The sequence below is a fragment of the Parabacteroides sp. TM07-1AC genome (assembly GCF_003480915.1).
In the GTDB taxonomy this organism is placed as follows: Bacteria; Bacteroidota; Bacteroidia; order Bacteroidales; family Tannerellaceae; genus Parabacteroides; species Parabacteroides chongii.
Genome location: NZ_QUKD01000001.1, coordinates 987,802 through 1,008,547, shown reverse-complemented (window position 1 = coordinate 1,008,547; position 20,746 = coordinate 987,802). Strand labels below are relative to the sequence as shown.

The window sequence follows — 20,746 nt, the reverse complement described above, 5'->3', positions numbered from 1 at the left end:
TATGGGCGAAGAAGAATATGAAATAGTAAGGGCGAATATGTTACCACCGGCAACGAGCGTGTCTGATAATGACATGTTACTGGTGGTACAAGGTGGGCGGCTAAAACGTGTTCCTCCTTCGTTAATGAAAGGGGCAAAGGGGGATCAGGGGCTTAGCTCTTATTTGGGTGTTTCTGCTACTTTTATCCAATGGAAATTGGGTATTAATGGAGCCTGGCAGAACCTTATTGAAATAGAGAAGCTCCGTGGTCCGAAAGGAGAGAAGCCGTTGTTCCGGAAAGTAGGTGGTACGCTTCAGATGAAGTATGAAGGGGAGCCGGACACCGCTTATATAAACATCTTTGATCGAGAAGAATTGAAGATGAAATTTTCCGATCTGACAGCGGAGGAGGTCGATTTGTTGAAACTTCATTTCTCTGATCTTTCTGAAGCTGATATTAAGGAGTTACAGAAGCCGGCGCAGGATGCTGCCGATGAACTGAATAAGGTAAAGGCGGATTTTGAAGAGTTTAGTAAAACGACAGTATTGGCCGAATCTAATCGTGTTAAGGCAGAAGAGCAGCGTGTTGAGATTGAGAAGTTGCGTTTCGAAGCCGAAACCGCGCGTGCTTCTGCTGAAACTCTACGGGAGGATGCGGAAGAACTGCGTGACAAGTCAGAGACGGAACGTGCCAATGCAGAAACTGCACGCAAGGAAGCGGAGAGTAGCCGCGTTCTAGTGGAAGGGCTTCGGGTTGACGAAGAGGCCAAGCGCGCAGCTGCCGAACTCGTGCGGATACAGTCTGAGCAGGGACGCGTTGCCGAGGAAGGCAAGCGTGTTGAAGTCGAGAAGGCTCGCGTTATCGCTGAAACTCTGCGCGACAAGTCAGAAACGGAACGTGATAAAGCGGAGGGCTTGCGTGATCAGGCTGAATCTACGCGTGCATCCGAAGAAGTCGACCGTGAGACAGCTGAACAGGAGCGCATTAAAAAGGAAACGGAGCGTATCGAAGCCGAGAAGTTGCGTATTACCTCAGAGACAACCCGCTCCGAAAAAGAAGATGGTCGTATTGTCGAAGAGCAGCTCCGTATAAATGCAGAGAAAGCCAGAAAAGAAGCAGAAGCCGGACGGGTAACAGCGGAAGAAGAGCGTGAGCAGAATACCGTACAGGCCATCCTTGACACCGAAGAAGCGACTGAGAAGTCCAAGGCTGCAACTGCGATCACACTGGATTTGAATGCCCACCCGATGAAAATAATGGGTGGTATTTGGTTTGAGTGGAGCGTTGCTGACCAAGAATACAAGAATACCGGCATCCAGGCAAAAGGCGACACCGGTTCATCCTTTAAAATAGTTGGTCGTTACGACACGCTGGACGAACTGAAAGCTGCAGTACCGGATGGCACTCTGGTCGATGGAGTCTATGCGGTAGGAGCGGTTGAGCCTTTTTCGTATTATGCTTGGCTGGTTATAGATGGCGTATGGCAATGGGATAATCAGGGTAAACTCCGAGGTGCAGAGGGCAAATCCTCTTATGAGGTCTGGACGGAATACCCGGAGTTTGAGGGTAAAACCAAAGAAGAGTATTTCGATTGGCTTAGTCCAACTATTGACAAGGATACGGGGCGCTGGAATATACAGGGAGCTGATACCGGCGTTCAGGCCGAAGCAATTGACGCTCATGTAACAGTCAAAGAAAATAAACTAGATACCTACACCTTGCACGTTAAATCGGCGGCTGGGGAATTTGATACCCCGAATTTGCGAGGCTTCGATGTGAAAGTTGTGGAAGATGAAGCTAATACCCCGAATACTTACAAACTAAAGATAACGTCTGTTGCGGGAACAATTGTCACACCTAATTTACAGGGGCAATCGGGGGCAATGGTATTGGATATTGACCATGAGCCAACAGCCGAGGATACTCATTATGAGTATGGCGGGGTTACTTATTCTTATTCTATTGGTGATGAACGTTGGTATTACGATCCCGATCTTGAAGAATATGTCTTCTATAAATTGTATGATTTGAATGAAGATGGCGCGGTATGGGATGAACTTGGTGGTGGCGGTAGCCGTCTACCGGTTGATGTGATCCTTTGTAGTCCTATGGACTTTAACGATATGGAAGATAAGGTAATGTTGAATAACGGAATACTTGAATGATATGGCTAAAAAAGGAGGATTATATGTCTATCAGCAGATAGCAAAAACAAAAGCTGAATGGGAAGCAGAGAACCCCATAGTACCGGATCGGGTGCTCATTTGGGAAACTGATACGCTTGTAGTGAAGATCGGTGACGGTAAGACTCATTATAATGATCTGTTAGATCGAATGACATCCGGTAAGGCTCCGCGCGTTTCGGAGGAAACGGATAACTGGCAAGTCTGGAATGTCATTACCCGTCAGTGGGATGATACCGGAATTTGTGCTTATCCCGGCAAGGCGCCCCGTATTAATCCAGATACGAAGAATTGGGAGAACTGGAATGATGAATTGCGGGAGTATGTTGATACCGGAATTTACGCTTTAACTCCGGGAGCTCCTCGTATAACAGATAAAAATACATGGGAGGTCTGGGAACCAGAGACGCGTCAATATAAAGATTCTGGATTAGGGGTTGTTTTGGCTACAAATATTGATTGCGGCAAGCCTAATAGTGTGCATACAGCAGAACAAGTAATAAATTTTGGAAAAGTAAAATAATATGGCTTATCAATTACAAATAAAGAATGGGACATTAGAAGAATGGATTGCGTCTAATCCAATTCTAGCCGAGGGAGAAATGGGGTTAGTGATTGGCGACTCAAAGAATTTTGTCGTTGGTGATGGCGTTACACACTTCGACGAATTAACGCAACTGCCTTTTGGCCTTGATGCCTATGAGGTATTGAAGAGAAATGGCTACAAAGGGACAAAATCGGATTTTTGTAGACAACTTGATTCTTCTTTAAGAATGCCGGAGCAACAAGCTGGCACATTGACAAACGCGGGTGCGGGCTGGAACTCTTTTACGTTTATGAAAGAGTTCAGCGAGGATGTATATGTAATCCTTACCCCACAAGAGGCGGCTGTATTTGCATCAGTGAAGAATATAACAAAGCAAGGCTTCCATTACTGCCTGTACGACGCAAGTGGTAATACAGTCAGCAGTAATGTCGTTGTGAATTATATGGCTACTGCAGTCTCCGAGCTCAACATGGCACAGGCAATCGCTAAGGCCGCCGGGCTGAACCCTTTCGACTTTGACAACTTGACTGACCTATTTGCCAGTCATGCCGCGGAGGTTGTCGGGAATGAAGCGGCATACAATTTAACGAAACGATCAGGCATGGCTGCTGGTCGATATATCTGTCATCTTACGGGGCTTAATCCTGTAACCTATCATAATATGGTATCTGTTGCGGGTGATGCTCCGGCGATGAATACTGTCGCTGTTACGGAAGAGGCTCTGACATTTATTGTTATGGCTCCAGGTGCTTACGATAGTATCAGGTTGGGGACTATGCCAATGTCAAAATATTTGGTAGGATTGCTATCCTTGTCTCCGGAAGGATATTCGACTGTAACAAATTTATTAGACGATAGTATTGCTTTAACGGCCTTGGTTGCAGATTTGACAGCAATGCAGGCGTTTACAGGCTCGGAGATCGCATGTGCGGAACTGGCAGTACATGAGACGGCGTGCAGCGCCGTCGCCGGAAGCGACATCGCTATGCAGGCCGTCGCCGGAAGCGACATCGCTATGCAGGCCGTCGCCGGAAGCGACATCGCTATGCAGGCCGTCGCCGGAAGCGACATCGCTATGCAGGCCGTCGCCGGAAGCGACATCGCTATGCAGGCCGTCGCCGGAAGCGACATCGCTATGCAGGCCGTCGCCGGAAGCGACATCGCCTATAATAATATTTTTGAAAATGCTAACGCATTTGACATACTGATAAGCACCCCGGCTGCCCTCGCTATCATCGCCAATGTTCGCGAAGCGGGCGAGGCGATGATAGCAGACCTTACAAGGGTACAAAAACTCGCTCTCAGCGAGCAGGCTATGTCCGTCCTCGCTGAGAGCGAGCACGGCCGCGCCGTGCTCCGCTCCAGCTCGCTGGCCTGGAAGGTGGTTACAGAGACAGATGCATTCATCGCAAAGTATGCAGTAGGTTGTCTTGAGAGTGCCACATACAAGCCGAAGGATTTCGCAAATATGGCGGCAATTGCGAGCAATTCCAGCGCGTGCACGGCGCTCTCGGCAAGCCAGATCGCCATGAACGCGCTCTCGGCAAGCCAGATCGCCATGAACGCGCTCTCGGCAAGCCGAATTGCGCGTAATGCTATATTAAATAATTCTGTGTCGTGGAAGGTAGTGACCGATAGTAACTCGTTTATTGCAAAGTACGCGATCGGTTGCTTGGAAAGTTCAAGTTACAAGCCTGAAAATTTTGCAAACATGTCGGCGATCGTGTCGAACAGCGCAGCCCTTGCTGCGCTCGCTTCCAGCTCGACAGCAATGTCTGCGCTCGCTTCCAGCTCGACAGCAATGTCTGCGCTCGCTTCCAGCTCGACAGCAATGTCTGCGCTCGCTTCCAGCTCGACAGCAATGTCTGCGCTCGCTTCCAGCTCGACAGCAATGTCTGCGCTCGCTTCCAGCTCGACAGCAATGTCTGCGCTCGCTTCCAGCTCGACAGCAATGTCTGCGCTCGCTTCCAGCTCGACAGCAATGTCTGCGCTCGCTTCCAGCTCGACAGCAATGTCTGCGCTCGCTTCCAGCTCGACAGCAATGTCTGCGCTCGCTTCCAGCTCGACAGCAATGTCTGCGCTCGCTTCCAGCTCGACAGCAATGTCTGCGCTCGCTTCCAGCTCGACAGCAATGTCTGCGCTCGCTTCCAGCTCGACAGCAATGTCTGCGCTCGCTTCCAGCTCGACAGCAATGTCTGCGCTCGCTTCCAGCTCGACAGCAATGTCTGCGCTCGCTTCCAGCTCGACAGCAATGTCTGCGCTCGCTTCCAGCTCGACAGCAATGTCTGCGCTCGCTTCCAGCTCGACAGCAATGTCTGCGCTCGCTTCCAGCTCGACAGCAATGTCTGCGCTCGCTTCCAGCTCGACAGCAATGTCTGCGCTCGCTTCCAGCTCGACAGCAATGTCTGCGCTCGCTTCCAGCTCGACAGCAATGTCTGCGCTCGCTTCCAGCAGTGTAGTTATTAAAGTTCCAAAGTTGACAGCGAATGATTCAAGGGTATTGGCTTCTACATCACCAATTTATTCGAATCGATACGGTTGGTATGCTTTTGATGGCAATGTGGGTACTTCACAATCTACAGGTTTTGTTTACGGTTCTGGTACAACCGCAAATAATGCTTATGTAGGCTATTGTTTTGATCAGATTGTGGGCTGTATGTATTTTGATTTGGCAGGTAGCACGGATAACAGTGGCATCCAGCCTCCAAAATCATTCAAAATACAGTGTTCAGATAATGGGAGTTCTTGGACAGACGTAGAATCTTTTACGATTGAAAAGTCAACGGGAGTGATGAATAGGATCTTTATGAAAAAGTCTCAGGGACGGCATAGATATTGGAGAATACTCGTAACTGAAGGTTTCAATGCAAGTTATTGTGGAATATCAGAATTACAATTTTATTGTTTTTAATTATGAAAGTAGAAAGTATCAAATGTAGATCGGCTAAACCTGAAGGAGATAAGCTGGTATTGGTTTTGGAGGGTACATCTTTTGAAGAAATCGAAAATGTGCTGGTAGGAAAAGATGAGTTGTCTGTGTACACAGACAACCAGGATAAAGAGACGCTGACTGAAAAGCACTATGACTATGCGAAAGCAGACAGCTGTAAGTACGACTATGAAGATAAGACTTTCACGTTGACGCTTCGTAAGTTATCTAGCGTGGAGAAAGAGTTGGCAGAACTGAAGGCGCTCGTTTTAGGTCGGTCTTAAAATATGGCTGTCCGCCAGCCGCCCTCGTCAGGGAGAAGATTTTCTTCTCTCTGACGAGGGCGGCGTATAAACTAACTTTTCAGGTTCCAAGAAAAAGTCTATTCTGGATATATTTTAAGACACGATAAACAGAATTTTTAATCATCTGTTTGTCGTGTTTTTTAATTTACAACGAATGGAAATAAAACGCGGAAATATAGTAGTTTGTGACGTTTACTTGAAGAACAATTCTTGTACGGTGGAAGAGATCATGGGTGAGCATACGCTTACTCTAAACTTCTTGTCTCGTAAAGTTGTAGACCTTCATATAAACGATTATGTGGACTTCGAAGGTAACATTTATAAGATTCGGCATAACGAGAAGGTTGTTAAACGGGAGACGTCTTTAGGCTATGAGTATAACGTTACTCTCTATTCAGGTAGGTATGATCTGGAAGATGTCATTTTCTTTTTAAACGGGAAACCTGAATTTAAAAAGAATTTTGATTATTATACTGGTACAGCTCGTGATTGGTTGAACCTGTTTGTCAAAAATATGAATAGGGAAGATCCTGGTTGGTCGGCTGGTTCATGCATTGAATCACGTATGATTACACTATCCTTTAAGGATAAAAGCGTAGGTGCTGTGCTTGATGAATTCGTGAAGGAGCTGGATACCGAGTATTGGATATCAGGTAAGACAATGAGTATCGGTAAACGTGAATATTCAAGTAATGGTTTAGTATTAGCACAAGGAGAAGGTCTTGGCTTTACCGAGTTGGAGATATCGGCAGTTGAAGACGTTCGACCGACAACTGTTATTTTTCCGTATGGATCTGATAAAAATCTCGGTTCAGGTTATGGTGCTGATTATTTAATGTTGCCTGGTGGATTGACCGAGTTATCAAAGAATACCGATAAATACGGTCGGTTGGGACAAAAGAAAATACAGTTCGATCATATTTTCCCGCAGGGAGAGTTTACAGTAACGGATAAGATTGATACTCTTACGCTCAAATGTGATGTAGATTTCAACCTGAAGGATTGTTTGATTGATGATGTGGAGGTTATTGTAACCTTTCAGAGCGGTGGATTGGCCGGCTATGATCTTGCTATTGTAGAGGGTTCATGGGATAATTCAAAGAAACAGTTCAAGTTGAAGGAGAACAAGGAGGAAAACGCTTTGACCGTCCCCGGTGACATCAATTTTTCTGTTGGTGATAAGTTTATCCTTACCGGCCTGAAAATGCCGCAATCGTATATTGACAAAGCCGAAAAACAACTGCAAGAAGAGGCTCAGAAATGGCTTGATGAACACTGTGAAAAGCGTGTTCAGTTAAGAGGTAAATGTGATGAAGGCCTATTTAGACAATTGAATCTCTTCATAGCCTGTGGTCAGATGGTTGGCGTTTACTCCGAACAGCTAAAGATCAATCGCGAGATCCGTGTAACAAAGGTTAAGCGGTATATTGAAAACGATAATAAACCGACATACCGGTATGAGTTAACCCTGTCTGACTTCTTAGAGTCAAATGGCTTTAAGGATATGGTCGATGACGTTAATAAGGTTCCGGACGAGATTGAGGATAAAGTTAAGCCTGTTCGTGAATGGACTAAGCGTTCTTGGCGAGATGTGATGGAAACACTCGGCATGATGTTTGACCCGGAAGGGGACTATTTCACAGAGCTTATTAAGCCGCTGGCAGTACATACAGCCCAGTTGATTGTCGGTACCAATTCACAGCAAATGGATCTCATAGGGGTAAAGTTTATCCCAAATGCAGATGATGATCCGAACTATTTTAAGAGTACTGCCGGAAAGCTTGTGCATTTTACTATTCAGGAGGATAGTATCCGTGAATGGACATTACCAGCATCTTCTCACCGGTTGAATAATTCTATACCGTATTATGTGTACGCAAAATGTTCAAGAGAAGGAAGCTCTGGTTCAATATTAGTTTCTGAACGACAAATAAAATTACTTGACGATGCTAGTTATTACCATTTTTGGGTAGGTGTGCTGAATACTCCGGAGGATAGTGTCCGCAGCTGGTTACCCAATTACGGATATACAGAAATTGCTGGTCAGACAATTACGACTGGGGTTATAAAAGATAAAATGGCTCGTGTTGTTATAGACTTGATCAATGGGACTATATATGGTAGACTTAATTTTGCTTCAGGTACAACAGGGTATGAAAATATAAAGGATAAACCAGACCTCTCCAAATATGGTACAGTCACGATGATTAACCAAATTAACCGGGAAATCTTGGAAATGCAGGCTGATATTGACGGAAAGATAGATACCTATTACCAGTCCTCTAACCCGTGGCAATCATGGTCGTCTGGAACGGAGAATGAACATGTAGGCGACATGTGGTATAATACTTCCACAGGTGTACTGAAGACATATGTTGGTCCATTTGATAATAACTGGCGTGAAATCGTTGATCCGGCAGCCGTCGAAGCCGCCCGTGAGGTAGCCGAAGCCGCAGACGTGAAGGCCGACGGTAAACGGCGCGTCTTTCTTTCGCAACCCCGCCCTCCCTACGATGCGGGCGACCAGTGGATCAGTGGCTACGGTTCGTCGGAAGGTACCATCCGTGTCTGTATCCAAAGCCGTAAGTCCGGCAGTTACTATTCTTCTGATTGGCAACTATCTTCCGTGGACGGCAATACGGAGGCCAGCATCGACCGGGGTGTTTTCTCGGCCTCTGGCTTTATGACCTTCGGAGGATCTGCGGGGTTGGTCGGAAGTGGATCTATTCGAATCTGGTCGGGTGGTGATAATGCAAACAATGCTACATTCAAAGTGTATAACGATGGAAGTGTGGTTTCCGATGGAACAATCACTGCCAATGATGCCATTATGCTTCGTGACCAGCAGGCCGGCATCATGGGAAGGGGTAATGCGGCTAGTTCAATCCGTTTTTGGGCTGGTAGTTCAGCCCCCGGTTCTGCCCCTTTTCGCGTACAACGGGATGGAAAGGTTTTTGGTTCTAACTGCGAGTTCTCTGGTGGGAAGATTGGGCGATTCACAATTAGTAGCAACGGCCGTCTCACATGGAATCAAAACGATTATTTCGGTAACCGTTCAACATCTTTGAAACTTGGGTTCAGTACAGGAAATGAAGGGGTAATCGATGTCTCTTTCAATGCCAGCCAAGAAGGTAAGTTTGGAGTTAAATCCGTAGGTAGCAATGCGGGAGGTGCAGCCATTTATGGTTCAAGATACACCTCTCCACAGAACTATCCTGATTCAGACACCACCTATGCTGGATATTTTGACGGTCCAATGTTGGCAACATCTCTTATGACGCGTGCTGGAGGAAAGAATTGGACAGGCGTTTCTTTCGATAATAATATCGACCTAGACAACGCCCGGTTTACGGTTAGAAACGGCTTGATCGTTGAGTTGTGGAAAGAATAAGTTGTATCAAAATAATATTTCAATAACATTTAAACATATTCGAATATGAAATTGACATTAAAAGACAGAGTTTTGATCCTGAAAACAGTCCTGCCCGACTACGACAGTCGTCAGGGTATCACATTGAAAAAATCCATCGTCTCCAAAATCAACCTCTCAACAGAGGAAGCTGGTGAAGTTGTAATGACTCAGACCGGACATGGTCAGTATGACGTTTCTTTCCGGAGTGCTGAAGCTATCACTGACGTAAAGGATTTCGATATTACTGCTGAAGAACTTGAATATTTGAAGGCTAAAGTAGACTACCTAGATGCTGATGGGCGATTTTCTGAGTTTGTTTTGGATACATACAACAAGATATTGGACGAGCCGGGAGTAGAGCCAAGTGAAAGTTAGATAGATTTTTATATATTAATTTTTAATCATTTAAAAGAATAAAGTATGAGAAAGATTGTATTGTTAATGTTAACGTTAATGCTAACGTATGTAGGGGTATATGCTCAAACGACAGTGGAACCTACTCCTGATTATTCATCTGCTTTTACCACTTTTGCCGGCTTGGTAGCCATTATCCCTTTTGTAGTAGAAGGAGTGAAGAGAATCTTTAAATCAATTAGCCCTATAGTTATTCAGATTATTAGCTGGATAACCGGTATCGCCGTTACGATGTTTGGCTGGGCTTTTCATTTGGGCTTTCTAAATGGTCTGGAATGGTGGCAGGCTCTGCTTTATGGACTGGGTGTCTCATTGGCCGCGAATGGGATATTTGATACAGGACTGATAGAATGGATAGTAGGTCTATTTGCGAAGAAAAAGAAAAATAATAAAGTATAGGTTATCAAGGGGTGGCTTTGGTCGCCCCTGTAAATTTCAGAAGATGGAACAAATAGAAACTGCTACAGCTGTGGCAAAAAGTATTGGTGATGTTGGTATGATGGCAATGGCTGCCGCTTTTTTTCTTATATTGTCTGCTGGGTTAATGTATGCATGTTTCAAATGGTTTAAAAGTATTATTGATCGTATCATAGTTGATTATACCAAAGAACTTAAAATATTAGGAGAAAATATAGGGGAAAATAACCGGTTAATGACGAATATAGCCGAAGGACTTCTTCCGGAAACACAACTAAGAATAAAGAATACATCTGGTGCTTATTTCGATCTTGCAAAAGAACAGGTCTGCCGATTGATTAAAAAAATCAGGGAAGAGAACCATATTATTGACCATGAGGCAACAAGTAAGAAGATCCGGAACTTGCTACGTAATATGCATGAAGATCGAAACAGTCGTTTTGACTGCTATACCTATCGCGGGAAGAAACTATCTGCATATACTTCGCCTGAATGGATTGAGAAGGTTGCGCAGGTTGTAGAGGGCGAAATATATAATGCGTCCGGACCTAATAATAGCCGAGCTTACACCAATGTCGCTGCGGCTTACGACGATATTAAATTAGATTTTTATCACCGCTTAAATAATGAATAAAATGAGATTGATCGATACAATTATAATTCACTGCTCGGCCAGTAAACCTGGTGTTGATCTACATGCAAATGATATTGATCGCATGCACCGTGAACAGAATCATTGGAAATGCATCGGATATCACTATGTTGTGTGCTTAGATGGCACAATTGAACCTGGGCGCGACGAGTCGGAGGTCGGAGCGCACGCAAAAGGCTACAACGGCTCCAGTATTGCTATCTGTTACATTGGAGGGCTTAACTCTTCCGGCCAGGCTGCCGACACTCGAACAACTGCACAGAAAGAAAGTCTGAACTATTTGGTAAATGATCTCTGCCGGAAATATCCGATTGTAAAGGTAATCGGACATCGGGATATTTCGCCAGATACAAATCATAATGGTAAGGTCGATCCCTGGGAACGTATCAAAGAATGTCCCTGTTTCGATGTGATCCCCGAGTATAAGAGTTTCTTACCTGAAATAATTGTAAAGCCATGAAAACAACATTTATAGTCTGTTTTCTGATTCTGTTTACCGGTTGCCGGAGCAGAATCCCGTACGTTCCGATTGAAAGTAATATAGAGACTCGTGATTCTGTTATAACTCACGATTCGATAATTATCAAAGAGAAGATTGTAACTCGTGATTCAACTGTCATAAAAGACTCGACCGTTATCGTTATCGATGATAAAGGTAATGTGATCCGGACTGAGCTTTACAGGGAAAGAGAACGGTATCGGGAATTGAATAGTGATTATATATTACTACAAGCCAAGTATGATTCTCTCCTGAACGCAAAGCAAAAAGAGATTCAAGTGCCTTATCCGGTAGAAAGGCAATTAACCAAATGGGAAGAGGTTAAAATGAACGTAGGTGGTTGGGCTATTGGAGCACTTTCAGGAATCCTTTTGTTAGGTATTGGTTACGTTGTCGTTTGGTTGGTCCGAAGAAATAGATAGAAGAACTTTATATATTACTTATGTATAAATTTTGAATAGTGTTTTTCATAGTATTAGTTTTTAAGGTTATTGATTCGATCGCTCTGCCCGTGAGGGTGGGGCGATTTTTTATTGATTTATTAGAATCAATTTCTATAAAATATCTACTTGGATTGATTTTTAATAGATAAGGTATGTTTTTTTGTTAGAAAAATATATTTAGAGCCAAAAATGTATATCTTTGCTTATAACTCTAATTCTATATATTATGAAATGCTTTATTATTATGCCTTTTGATGATGAATTCAATGAAATATATGATTTTTACATACGTGCCTGTGAATCTAGAGGTATTGAAGCTCAAAGGGTGAGTTCAAAAGGTGATGCAGATGTATTAAAGAAGATATTTAGGCATATAAAAGAAAGCGATATCACAATTGTTGATATTTCAAATTATAATCCTAATGTGTTTTATGAGTTTGGTTATTATCATGGACATCATGACTCTACAGACAACATTATTTTTACATTGAATGAAAAAGTTCAAGTAGATAAGCTCCCTTTTGATATAAGGAATTTAAGCGTTTTGAGCTATGACGATATGAAAGTTTTCTCCCATAAATTTAATATAAAACTTGATTCATTAAAAGATCCTAAAACTAATCCAAATAATTGTATTAAATTGTTCTATAAAAATATTTCTGAAAAAGAATACAATGAAGCATGGAATTTTTTGTCGATGGATTTTAAAAGAAGACGTTTTAATAATTGCTATAAATTATTTAAGTCAGGATATAATTCACATCGAATGTTCCATTTAAATATAAAAGAAATAGAAAGGGATAATGATGCTGTAAAATATTATGTTACATATATCTCTGAATCAGAGGTTCCTGTCATAGAAGGTTTTCCAATTTCACGTAAAAATACAATTAAAGAAATTAAAAAGATAAGAAGAGATTTTGAATTGTTAAAAAGAAATATTAATGAAAAGGGATTTGATAGTAGTTTTATAGATGATTTGACTTTCAAAGAAGCAATTGCAGCTAATTCAGGCGATATTTTACTATTCTACCTGAAAAGACAGCAGAATATATTTTCTAATGAGAAAATAATTGAAAAATGTATTTATAAAAAAACAGAGACCGCTAGATTGTCAAATGCATATGAAGTAACTGTTTGTAGGGAAAAAAAGTATTGGTATGTGACCAAGATAATTCCTGTTTAGTGAAAAGTTTGGATTCCATTGAATAACATGCTTTCTGTAGAATAACGAATCACAACAACTCGTATATTTACAAACGAAAAATAATTTTTTTATCTGATATTAATCGAATGAAAAGGCTTAAAGCTAAGTTGGAAGCAATGTAGAAAAAAGGCTAGATGATTGATCCAGCCTTTAAAATAATAGCCTCCCGTCTTTTTTATCGAGTATTGCTTTGAATACTCTTTTATAAGTTTCATACAATTCCTTTTTACTTTCTGGACCTGGCCAGTCTGCAAATGATTCTCCAGCGAAGAACTTCCAGGTAAATATTTTGATTGCACTTTCAGATATTTCAAGGCTATCTAATATCTCCCTGACTTCCTGCAACCGGTTACATATATATTTGTTCTTATCCGGTTCTTCCTCCTGGTTGTCGATAATGTTAAGCCGTCGCCAGTCAACGTTGTCATCTGCCGGGATAGGCTTGTACTTATGCCGGTAGGGGGATGTGTCCGAGGTCACGTTTAGTTTGATCATTTGCAGGACATAAAAATCAAGTTCGGTATATTTACCTTGCTTGGAGTCCATAAGCCGGGATATATATTCCAGATCTTTTTGTAATAGCATGCACATGACCTCGTTTAACACGTCGATCGCCTCGTCTGTCATTCCGGCAAGTGAGCAGTGATACTTAGCGTAATCAAGCCACCTGTCGTAACGTTTCTCTATATATTTATTCAAAGCCTCACTTGCCATAGTTGTCGTTATTTAATATATTTGTTCTCGGTTGTGAGAGGGTGGCGCTGTGAGGCGCTGCCTTTCTTTATTCAAACATAGCTTCAACCTGCCGGTCAAATTTCCCGGCTGTAACAGCCAGGCTCCTTTGTGTAAAGCTTTTCCCATGAATAGTCCTGGAGTAGATTCTGCCGGACCGGAAGTATTCAAATGTTGATGATTTATCATCTGAATAAATCGAAACAAATCCTGTTTGACAAACATATATTCCTTTCATGTACTTCCCGAATTCCGATCTACGCGTTAAAAAATTTGCAAAAGGTTTGTTGACTTTATAGTCACTATCAAATGTTGTCACCATCGTCTGTTTGTTTAATTTTAGGTGTAAAAACTAGTGCTAATAGTGGCCATGCACTATTTACACAATCGCATGCTGTTCCTATCAAAGCAAAGAATGCAATGTATATCAATGCAATTCCAATCCATTTCATATTCAGTTATTATTAAAGTTGATTTACAAATTCAGTCATATATAAACACTTCCTGTCACAATCTGTCTGATGTTTACACATTTGATCATTGTCCTTTGATAGATTATGACAGCATTTCCAGTGCGCTTTTATAGCTTTCTCCTTTATTTCTTTTTCTGCCAATTCTACGGAGCGAACAGCGTCATCATAAGAAACAACCGGTGTGCAATATCCTTTAACCTTCGTCACCCATGTAGCTAGGATTTGTTTTGCGCTTTGACTTTCCATGTTCAATTGTTGTTAGTTGTTAGTTAATTTCTACCGGATTATTAGCTAATGACAACGGACCACCAATAATTTTTTCAATTGTTCCTTTAGGTAAGGTGACACCGTAATCATCATCATCTACGGTTTCCTCATGCGTACCTGCACTGAAGTCATGTGGATCATCATAAACAAGCTCTGACCTAACTCCTAAAACTTTCCATGTATCTTCTACTCTGTCATAAGTGGGAAGGTCATTAAATATTAATTCCTCTCCATTTCTGTTTACAGCTAAAAATGCCATAACTATACTCCTTTCTTATTAAATATTATTCTTCAGTTCTTGTTAATTAGTATCGTTCTTTCATTTTCTCTATCCAACCCAAATACCAATCCTGAACTTTGGGTATCGCCTTTGCAACACATGAATCAAATCCGGTTCCGTCATTTTCGATAAATTCATCAACCTTGCTGAACGGATCGTATTTGATAAATTCTTCTGTATTACAGAATGGACATGGAATACCATTATCACGCTCATATAGATTTCCATCGTTATCGCAATCATCCATATCGTATAAGTATCCGTTAATGCATCTAGCGTCTGGATATGTAGCTCCGAAATATGGAAATTCGGGACACTGTTTATTTTGTTTACTCATGATTCAGTTCTTATTAGTTTTTCTCATACTCAAATCCAAAACACCACTTAATCATAAGCCTCTTAAACCACCCAATAGGTTGAAAAACAGCTATTCTTGTTTTAATTGACTTATTACTTAGATATCCTATAATTTTAGGTTGTTCAATTCTGTATTCTTTAATTTCTATCTGTTTCATAACTTTTTATATTAATCGATAAACTCTTTGAAAGCTAATGTGTAGACATTGTATTGTTTTTTTATCACATAAAATGCAACAACATTACTTGAATGCCCTGCATCATCAAGTGTTAGAAGAGGGAAGGGGTGACCATCTACTGATTCTATTTGTTTGTCAATATCATCACCCCATAGTTCGAAGCCTTGTTTAAGACTTTCCAATATTCGCAGAAGAAGATCTTCTCCTAATGCGCTTTTTATTTTTTCCTGGTTTCTCAGTGCGTACCTCATGATTACTATATTGTTTACAACCGTAAGCGGCAAAGTTGACCTGATGCATTGGAGTTCCCTGGCCTTTGAAACAAGGATATCGAATGCATTTTATACATTTTCTTCTCGGGTATTTGTTAGCATCTCTTTGCTCCTTAACTCGATCAACACTTAAACTCACATTCATTATTCGTCCTCCTCTGTTTCGTCGAACATGTGTGCCATCATATCGACAATGTTAGTTTGTATATTATCTTCGGCACCAAGAACAGCATTGCTGATGTGCTTTTTTTCTTCGATGATTCGGTAGAGCTTCTGGTCAATCGTCCGGCGACCGAGTAGATAATAGCAGTTCACCGAGTCTTTCTGCCCGATACGATGTGCCCGACTCTCAGCCTGATCACAATCTGCATACGTCCAGGGTAGCTCAATAAAAGCTACATCGCTCGCAGCGGTAAGGGTAATACCGGCACTGGCCGCTTTGATTGAGCAGATAATAATGTCCGTCTTTGGGTTCTTCTGGAAGGCATCAACAGAAGCCTGTTTCTCCTGCATATTCTGTCTACCAGTGACGCATACGGCTGAAGGAAAGGCGACAAGTAGCCGGTCTACAATTTCATGCAGGTTGCAGAACAGGATAATCTTTTTCCCGTTCTCCCGAAAGTCCTTAACGAAATCGATTACCTCTTTCAACTTACCACGTGCTGTAATATCTTTCAAAATACCGATGCGGACCATCACTTCTCCTTTTAGTGACTTTTGAATCTTTTCGTCATCTGCTTCCTTGTATCGCTTCAAGTAATCGATCAGGTCACGTTCGGCATCTTGATACTCTTTTCTGTTTGTGATATCACAGCTCATAACCTGGCGAACTTTATCCGGAAGCTGGGTAAGTACTTTGGACTTTTCTCGCCGGAAGAAGCAATTCTTCCAAAGCATAAAGTTTAGCTCCTTCAGGTTGGAGGCTCCGTTGGGACCAGAACAATATCTGGAAACGAAATATTTCCATCCTCCGAAATCAATCATGCGATCCATAATCCCTAGTTGGCAAACAAGATCATTAGGTTTGTTGACAACGGGTGTACCAGTCAGCAGAATGATATATTCCTTTCCGGAAGCGATGCCTTTGCAGAACTTACTCTGTTGTGTAGATGTTGACTTTACCTTGTGGGATTCGTCTATAATTACCGATTTGAAGAGTTTTATCGTCTGATGGAACTCCACATCTTTAAGAGTCCATTTTTCGGACTTTGTGATCCTACGGACGAAATACTTCCGCAGACTTTCATAGTTTACAATGAAAATCTGATTCATGCCTGTTTGCCAGAAAAAAGGCCAGCTGGTGCGTACCGAGTCGGTTAAGACCATAGCTTTCTTGTCGGTGAACTTCGCCCACTCTCTTTGCCAGTTGATTTTAACTACGTTCGGGCAGATAACCAGGCAGGGGAAAGCATTCGCTTTGTTGATCGTAGCGATAGCCTCTAGGGTTTTACCGAGCCCCATATCATCGCCATTGATAAAGCGTTTTAGTTGTAATCCACGTGCTATGCCTTGAAGTTGATATGGGTACGGCTGTATCTTAAGCCCGTGATCACCTTCCAGCTCCGGCATGTCCGGGAGTGTATAGGCGATATCTTTATCGCTTTTTACGGCTTTCTGATCTCCCCAGATAACTGGCTCAAAATGTTTGATATAATAAGAAAACTGATCAAGTTCGGCTTTGCCTTTGTTCGTGGCAGGTACCAACCAAGCTCCGCTAGCCTTGTCCCACCGGCGGCCGTCAACGGTAATAGATTCTTTAAATTTGTCTACTACCTGCTGACGATACCGGTCAAACTTGACTGCGTAATAGCTCCCATATTGAGTATTTTGCAGTGTAATTAACATAGTGATAATTGTTAGATGATTAAGCGTACGGATCGAATGCCGGAACTTCTTCTGCGGCTTCGTTCATTTGTTCTTTTTTAGACTTGCGTCCACGCTTTTTGGGTTTCTCAACAATGCTTTCGCCTGTGATATCGGATTCTTCAGGAGCTTCAAAATCGAATGATTCTTGCTTGATCCCGCATTTGCCTTCGAAGAGATAAGCGTCTACTTCGTAACTACACCGATCGATAGCTTCTTTCAGCTCTGCGCCATACGGGTAACCGTCGCCGGTTTCGTCCTCATATTTTGTAAACGGAACAGAAAGATTCAAAACTTGTCCGCTTTTCAGCAGCTTTTGTGCCTGGATTGATGCACCGGCAGATTCATCGTTACCGCCTTTGCTGTATCCGGTAATTATGATGCTTTTCAACTTTTCGTTCAAATCATCATCGGACGGTTCGGCTACATTAACTAAGGTAGCCTCGTGCATTTCGCATATTTTTACCACGTGTGGTTTGAGACGATCGAGAGCATAACGTAAATCGGAATGAATAAACTGCTCTGAATCCTTGATGATGTTGTTTTTGTAGTTCGCATCTAAATACTTTTCAGTGTATTCGGCAGTAAGTTGGTTGTTTTTTACTTTAACTTTCTGGATCTCGTACACGGGTTGTTCTTTTACTAATTCTTCCATGCTCATTTAAAATTTAGGATTGTTATTATTGTACATCTGTGGAGCCAGGGACATTTCTGCCTTGGCCTTACTGATAAGAGTACGACACCACTCTAGCTGATGTGTCGCGGTCCGGTTCAAACGTTCACACCAATCGACGAGATACTGTTCTTCTTTACATAAACTATCAATGATCGCATTCACAGCCTTAGATGTTGCACCTGCCCGGCTGGCTGTCTCTCTGAGAGTGTCGAATACCTCAGACTTCTTTTTCCCGTTTAGAAAGTACTTGGCATCGGCCAGCAGCTTTCCGGTTCGAGCAATATAGACAGCCAAGTCATTTCCGCGGAGAACAGCTTCCTGCACATCTTCGCTCATTGTGATATTCAGATAAGAGTCGATTACTGCTAATTCTTCGGCAATACTCTCGATCGGTGTAATATTCAGATTCATTCTGTTTATTTTAAGATATACTCGTGATTACATCCCGTACAATGGAGTACCGGGAAACACTCTCCTTTGACCGTTGTCTGGTATTTTTTCACGACCATTGGTGCACCGCACTCCGGGCACTTAGTCGATAATACTCGAATAAACCAGTCGATGATCTGTTTAAAAAACTTCTTCATATCTCATTCAATTAGCATCCACCATCGGAATGCGAGTTCGTCGTATTTTTCTTTACCCTTCAGATAAATAGGGTCACCGCGTTTGATAAAGACCTTAAATATCTTCTGATTCTTTTTAGATATCCCATAAATGAAATCCTGCCGGCTTCCTGCGATATCCATATACCAGGCACGGGAACGGTCCCAGTCGAAAAAGTCGACGGCTTCATCGAACTGTTTTTGAGATTGGGCGAAGGTTGTCTTCAAATCTCCACCGAAGCCGAATGTGGGTAACCACCAGTCCCATTTGCATCGAGTGTCAAGAGTGTACTCAAAGTTTCCGTACTGAAATTTTTGAGCTTTGTTTACCATAAATCTCTGCGTTTCGGCCTTTACTAAAACTTGAGCCAGGAAGGGATCCCGGCGGGCTTCCATCCGGAGAGACTTGATCATAGCCAGAGCCAGCTCCCAGTCTTCGCCGGAATACAATACATCGTCTACCATGCGTTTGTCATACCGTACCCGTTCCTGTTCCGTCAACATGGCGTCTACTAGGCTACCGAACTTGAAAGCTTTCTCCTTATTCCCGTATTGTGTCCGGGGATAGAGGAGGTTCTTTAATTCTGTCAGGTCAGAGTTGCTGACTTCAGACCGGCTGTAATAGGTGTCTTGCATTTTCTTCCTGTTGTTCTAGGTAGTCTAATACTAGTTTGTCGAACTCGAATGTGACTGTGTTAGCAATCATCCAGCGTAGCCATTTTCGACCTTCTGAGGTTTCAATGATTGACTTCAGCCGGGCTGGACTACTCCGGTACTTACCGAAGTTAATCCAGCTTGTGAGGTAAAATTTCTTTCCCATATTATTTAGCTGTTACATCGTCGACATACTTTACAAATGCGGACTGGATTTGCTCGCCATCTTTATTCACAACTTTCTCGCAGTAGGTGATCATCTTCTTATGTACCTTTTCCAGATCCTCCATGCTCATATTGATTCCTTCGCGAGTAAACCACATTTGATATACCTGCAGAAATCCTTGAGGGTTGGTGATCTGTATTTTCTTCTTAACCTTTGCCTTTGTCGGAGTAGATGGCATACTTGCGGCTGAGAAATCGAATGCAGCCTGTATTTCGGCTGCCGCTTTATCAGCTTCTACTTTGGCCTTGGCTTCCTCTTCTCGTCGCTTGCGTTCTTCTTCTTGTTTACGGAGTTGTTCCTGCTGTTTCTGCTTCCGGATTTCTTCCTGCCGGGCTGCTTCTTCCGCATTGGTGCGTCGCAATTCTTCCTGTTCTTCCAGCTGCTTCCGGAGAGATGGCAAGCGATCGATCAGAGACTGTTTCAAGTCGTCTAATTCAAAAGAGTAACGCTTTGCATACTCTACCTTCTTAATAGAAGCTAATTCGTTTTTAATACAGGTTCGGGTGGCTGCGTCCATGTAAAAGGTCTGGAAAGTATCTTTTACGTTATTGGCGAAATCGGTCCAGTTGAAAGTCACATTAGCTTCTTTGATTTGTCTGCATACATCATTGTAAGATGCTAATGTTGCATGATCGTACATACCATTTAAAGCATTGATATGCCTGCTTACATAATTGGCATAAGTAGTATCTAGCAATAGAGTGATATCCGCTTTATATTGAGCCTTCTCATTTTCGGCTAACTGTTTTCTGCGAGCCTCTTCTTCACGTTTTTTCTGTTCTGCTAGTTTTTTAGCAGCATACTCATTACGCGCTTTCTGAAGACGGTAGGGAATAGTCCCGGCAACCTTTATATCAATCTGATTTTCCATCGTAGTAAACATCTTACTGATAGCTGTAAGCATCTGGGTAATCGGTTTACGACGTTCATTCATGTTGACAACTGTAATCTTTACCTTATTGAGGTATTCAGAGACAGCTGTATCGAGCTCATCAGAATTAATACCCTGGAGACCTTCTATGGTATCCAATAGGGCGGCACCTGCCTTGTTGCACCCTGATACAGAGAGTTCGTTACGTTCTAGTATTTTGGGAGTAGTTCCTATAATATCATTGACCTCTTTCGGCTTGATTGGAAGATTGCTGCTATTGTTTGTTTCCATAATTTTGTTGA

Annotated in this window: 24 protein-coding genes and 1 pseudogene; 12 read left to right on the top strand and 13 right to left on the bottom strand. The window is 42.5% G+C overall.

From position 1 onward, the window contains the following. Position 1 precedes the first annotated feature (1 nt). From DXD68_RS04260 to DXD68_RS04210, 12 genes and pseudogenes are all read left to right on the top strand, one after another. Positions 2 to 2,146 (top strand): hypothetical protein, encoded by a 2,145-nt coding sequence (locus tag DXD68_RS04260; RefSeq protein ID WP_122360385.1) that lies wholly within the window; start codon positions 2 to 4, stop codon positions 2,144 to 2,146. Between the two features lies 1 nt (position 2,147). Next, entirely contained in the window at positions 2,148 to 2,687 is a 540-nt protein-coding gene (locus DXD68_RS04255) for a hypothetical protein (RefSeq protein ID WP_122360384.1), read from the top strand. A 1-nt stretch (position 2,688) separates the two neighbouring features. Then, positions 2,689 to 2,808: pseudogene (locus DXD68_RS24800) on the top strand (hypothetical protein); the annotation flags it as partial. Between the two features lie 129 nt (positions 2,809 to 2,937). Beyond that, entirely contained in the window at positions 2,938 to 5,622 is a 2,685-nt protein-coding gene (locus tag DXD68_RS04250; RefSeq protein ID WP_147382974.1) for a hypothetical protein, read from the top strand. Positions 5,623 to 5,624: 2 nt separating this feature from the next. Then, positions 5,625 to 5,924 carry a hypothetical protein gene (locus DXD68_RS04245; RefSeq protein ID WP_122360382.1) on the top strand — a complete coding sequence of 100 codons (300 nt, stop codon included), beginning with the start codon at positions 5,625 to 5,627 and terminating at the stop codon, positions 5,922 to 5,924. 175 nt (positions 5,925 to 6,099) lie between these two features. Further along, on the top strand, positions 6,100 to 9,336 hold the full coding sequence (locus tag DXD68_RS04240; RefSeq protein ID WP_199715378.1) for a hypothetical protein: 3,237 nt from the start codon (positions 6,100 to 6,102) through the stop codon (positions 9,334 to 9,336). Positions 9,337 to 9,381: 45 nt separating this feature from the next. Next, positions 9,382 to 9,732 (top strand): hypothetical protein, encoded by a 351-nt coding sequence (locus DXD68_RS04235; protein ID WP_122360381.1) that lies wholly within the window; start codon positions 9,382 to 9,384, stop codon positions 9,730 to 9,732. 45 nt (positions 9,733 to 9,777) lie between these two features. Then, the gene (locus DXD68_RS04230) at positions 9,778 to 10,170 is read left to right on the top strand and encodes a hypothetical protein (protein ID WP_122360380.1); all 393 of its coding nucleotides are present in this window, start codon (positions 9,778 to 9,780) and stop codon (positions 10,168 to 10,170) included. A gap of 43 nt (positions 10,171 to 10,213) precedes the next feature. Beyond that, positions 10,214 to 10,822, top strand: a complete 609-nt coding sequence (locus tag DXD68_RS04225; RefSeq protein WP_199715376.1) for a hypothetical protein — start codon at positions 10,214 to 10,216, stop codon at positions 10,820 to 10,822. Position 10,823: 1 nt separating this feature from the next. After that, on the top strand, positions 10,824 to 11,300 hold the full coding sequence (locus DXD68_RS04220) for an N-acetylmuramoyl-L-alanine amidase (RefSeq protein ID WP_122360379.1): 477 nt from the start codon (positions 10,824 to 10,826) through the stop codon (positions 11,298 to 11,300). Then, positions 11,297 to 11,761: a hypothetical protein gene (locus DXD68_RS04215; protein ID WP_122360378.1), complete on the top strand. Its 465-nt coding sequence runs from the start codon at positions 11,297 to 11,299 to the stop codon at positions 11,759 to 11,761. Before DXD68_RS04220 ends, DXD68_RS04215 begins: the two co-directional genes overlap by 4 nt. A 247-nt stretch (positions 11,762 to 12,008) precedes the next feature. After that, on the top strand, positions 12,009 to 12,968 hold the full coding sequence (locus DXD68_RS04210) for a hypothetical protein (RefSeq protein ID WP_147382973.1): 960 nt from the start codon (positions 12,009 to 12,011) through the stop codon (positions 12,966 to 12,968). A 171-nt stretch (positions 12,969 to 13,139) separates the two neighbouring features. Here DXD68_RS04210 and DXD68_RS24240 read toward each other — a convergent pair whose 3' ends face one another. From DXD68_RS24240 to DXD68_RS04150, 13 genes are all read right to left on the bottom strand, one after another. Next, positions 13,140 to 13,703: a hypothetical protein gene (locus tag DXD68_RS24240; protein WP_199715374.1), complete on the bottom strand. Its 564-nt coding sequence runs from the start codon at positions 13,701 to 13,703 to the stop codon at positions 13,140 to 13,142. 67 nt (positions 13,704 to 13,770) lie between these two features. Beyond that, entirely contained in the window at positions 13,771 to 14,043 is a 273-nt protein-coding gene (locus DXD68_RS04200; RefSeq protein ID WP_122360376.1) for a hypothetical protein, read from the bottom strand. 142 nt (positions 14,044 to 14,185) lie between these two features. Continuing rightward, the gene (locus DXD68_RS04195) at positions 14,186 to 14,440 is read right to left on the bottom strand and encodes a hypothetical protein (RefSeq protein WP_122360375.1); all 255 of its coding nucleotides are present in this window, start codon (positions 14,438 to 14,440) and stop codon (positions 14,186 to 14,188) included. Positions 14,441 to 14,459: 19 nt separating this feature from the next. Beyond that, on the bottom strand, positions 14,460 to 14,720 hold the full coding sequence (locus DXD68_RS04190; RefSeq protein ID WP_036632291.1) for a hypothetical protein: 261 nt from the start codon (positions 14,718 to 14,720) through the stop codon (positions 14,460 to 14,462). 46 nt (positions 14,721 to 14,766) lie between these two features. Further along, positions 14,767 to 15,078 carry a hypothetical protein gene (locus DXD68_RS04185; protein ID WP_122360374.1) on the bottom strand — a complete coding sequence of 104 codons (312 nt, stop codon included), beginning with the start codon at positions 15,076 to 15,078 and terminating at the stop codon, positions 14,767 to 14,769. Positions 15,079 to 15,091: 13 nt separating this feature from the next. Next, positions 15,092 to 15,256 (bottom strand): hypothetical protein, encoded by a 165-nt coding sequence (locus DXD68_RS24235; RefSeq protein WP_199715372.1) that lies wholly within the window; start codon positions 15,254 to 15,256, stop codon positions 15,092 to 15,094. Positions 15,257 to 15,267: 11 nt separating this feature from the next. Further along, positions 15,268 to 15,528: a hypothetical protein gene (locus tag DXD68_RS04180; RefSeq protein ID WP_122360373.1), complete on the bottom strand. Its 261-nt coding sequence runs from the start codon at positions 15,526 to 15,528 to the stop codon at positions 15,268 to 15,270. Between the two features lie 165 nt (positions 15,529 to 15,693). Then, a complete protein-coding gene (locus tag DXD68_RS04175) occupies positions 15,694 to 17,394 on the bottom strand; it encodes a DEAD/DEAH box helicase (RefSeq protein WP_122360372.1) in 1,701 nt (566 codons plus the stop codon). Between the two features lie 19 nt (positions 17,395 to 17,413). Next, the gene (locus DXD68_RS04170; RefSeq protein ID WP_122360527.1) at positions 17,414 to 18,067 is read right to left on the bottom strand and encodes a hypothetical protein; all 654 of its coding nucleotides are present in this window, start codon (positions 18,065 to 18,067) and stop codon (positions 17,414 to 17,416) included. 6 nt (positions 18,068 to 18,073) lie between these two features. Continuing rightward, positions 18,074 to 18,499, bottom strand: a complete 426-nt coding sequence (locus DXD68_RS04165) for a hypothetical protein (protein WP_122360371.1) — start codon at positions 18,497 to 18,499, stop codon at positions 18,074 to 18,076. A 5-nt stretch (positions 18,500 to 18,504) separates the two neighbouring features. Continuing rightward, positions 18,505 to 18,675, bottom strand: a complete 171-nt coding sequence (locus DXD68_RS24060) for a hypothetical protein (RefSeq protein ID WP_158585853.1) — start codon at positions 18,673 to 18,675, stop codon at positions 18,505 to 18,507. Between the two features lie 3 nt (positions 18,676 to 18,678). Continuing rightward, the gene (locus DXD68_RS04160) at positions 18,679 to 19,329 is read right to left on the bottom strand and encodes a hypothetical protein (protein ID WP_122360370.1); all 651 of its coding nucleotides are present in this window, start codon (positions 19,327 to 19,329) and stop codon (positions 18,679 to 18,681) included. Between the two features lie 185 nt (positions 19,330 to 19,514). Further along, a complete protein-coding gene (locus tag DXD68_RS04150; RefSeq protein WP_122360368.1) occupies positions 19,515 to 20,735 on the bottom strand; it encodes a hypothetical protein in 1,221 nt (406 codons plus the stop codon). Between the last annotated feature and the right edge of the window lie 11 nt (positions 20,736 to 20,746).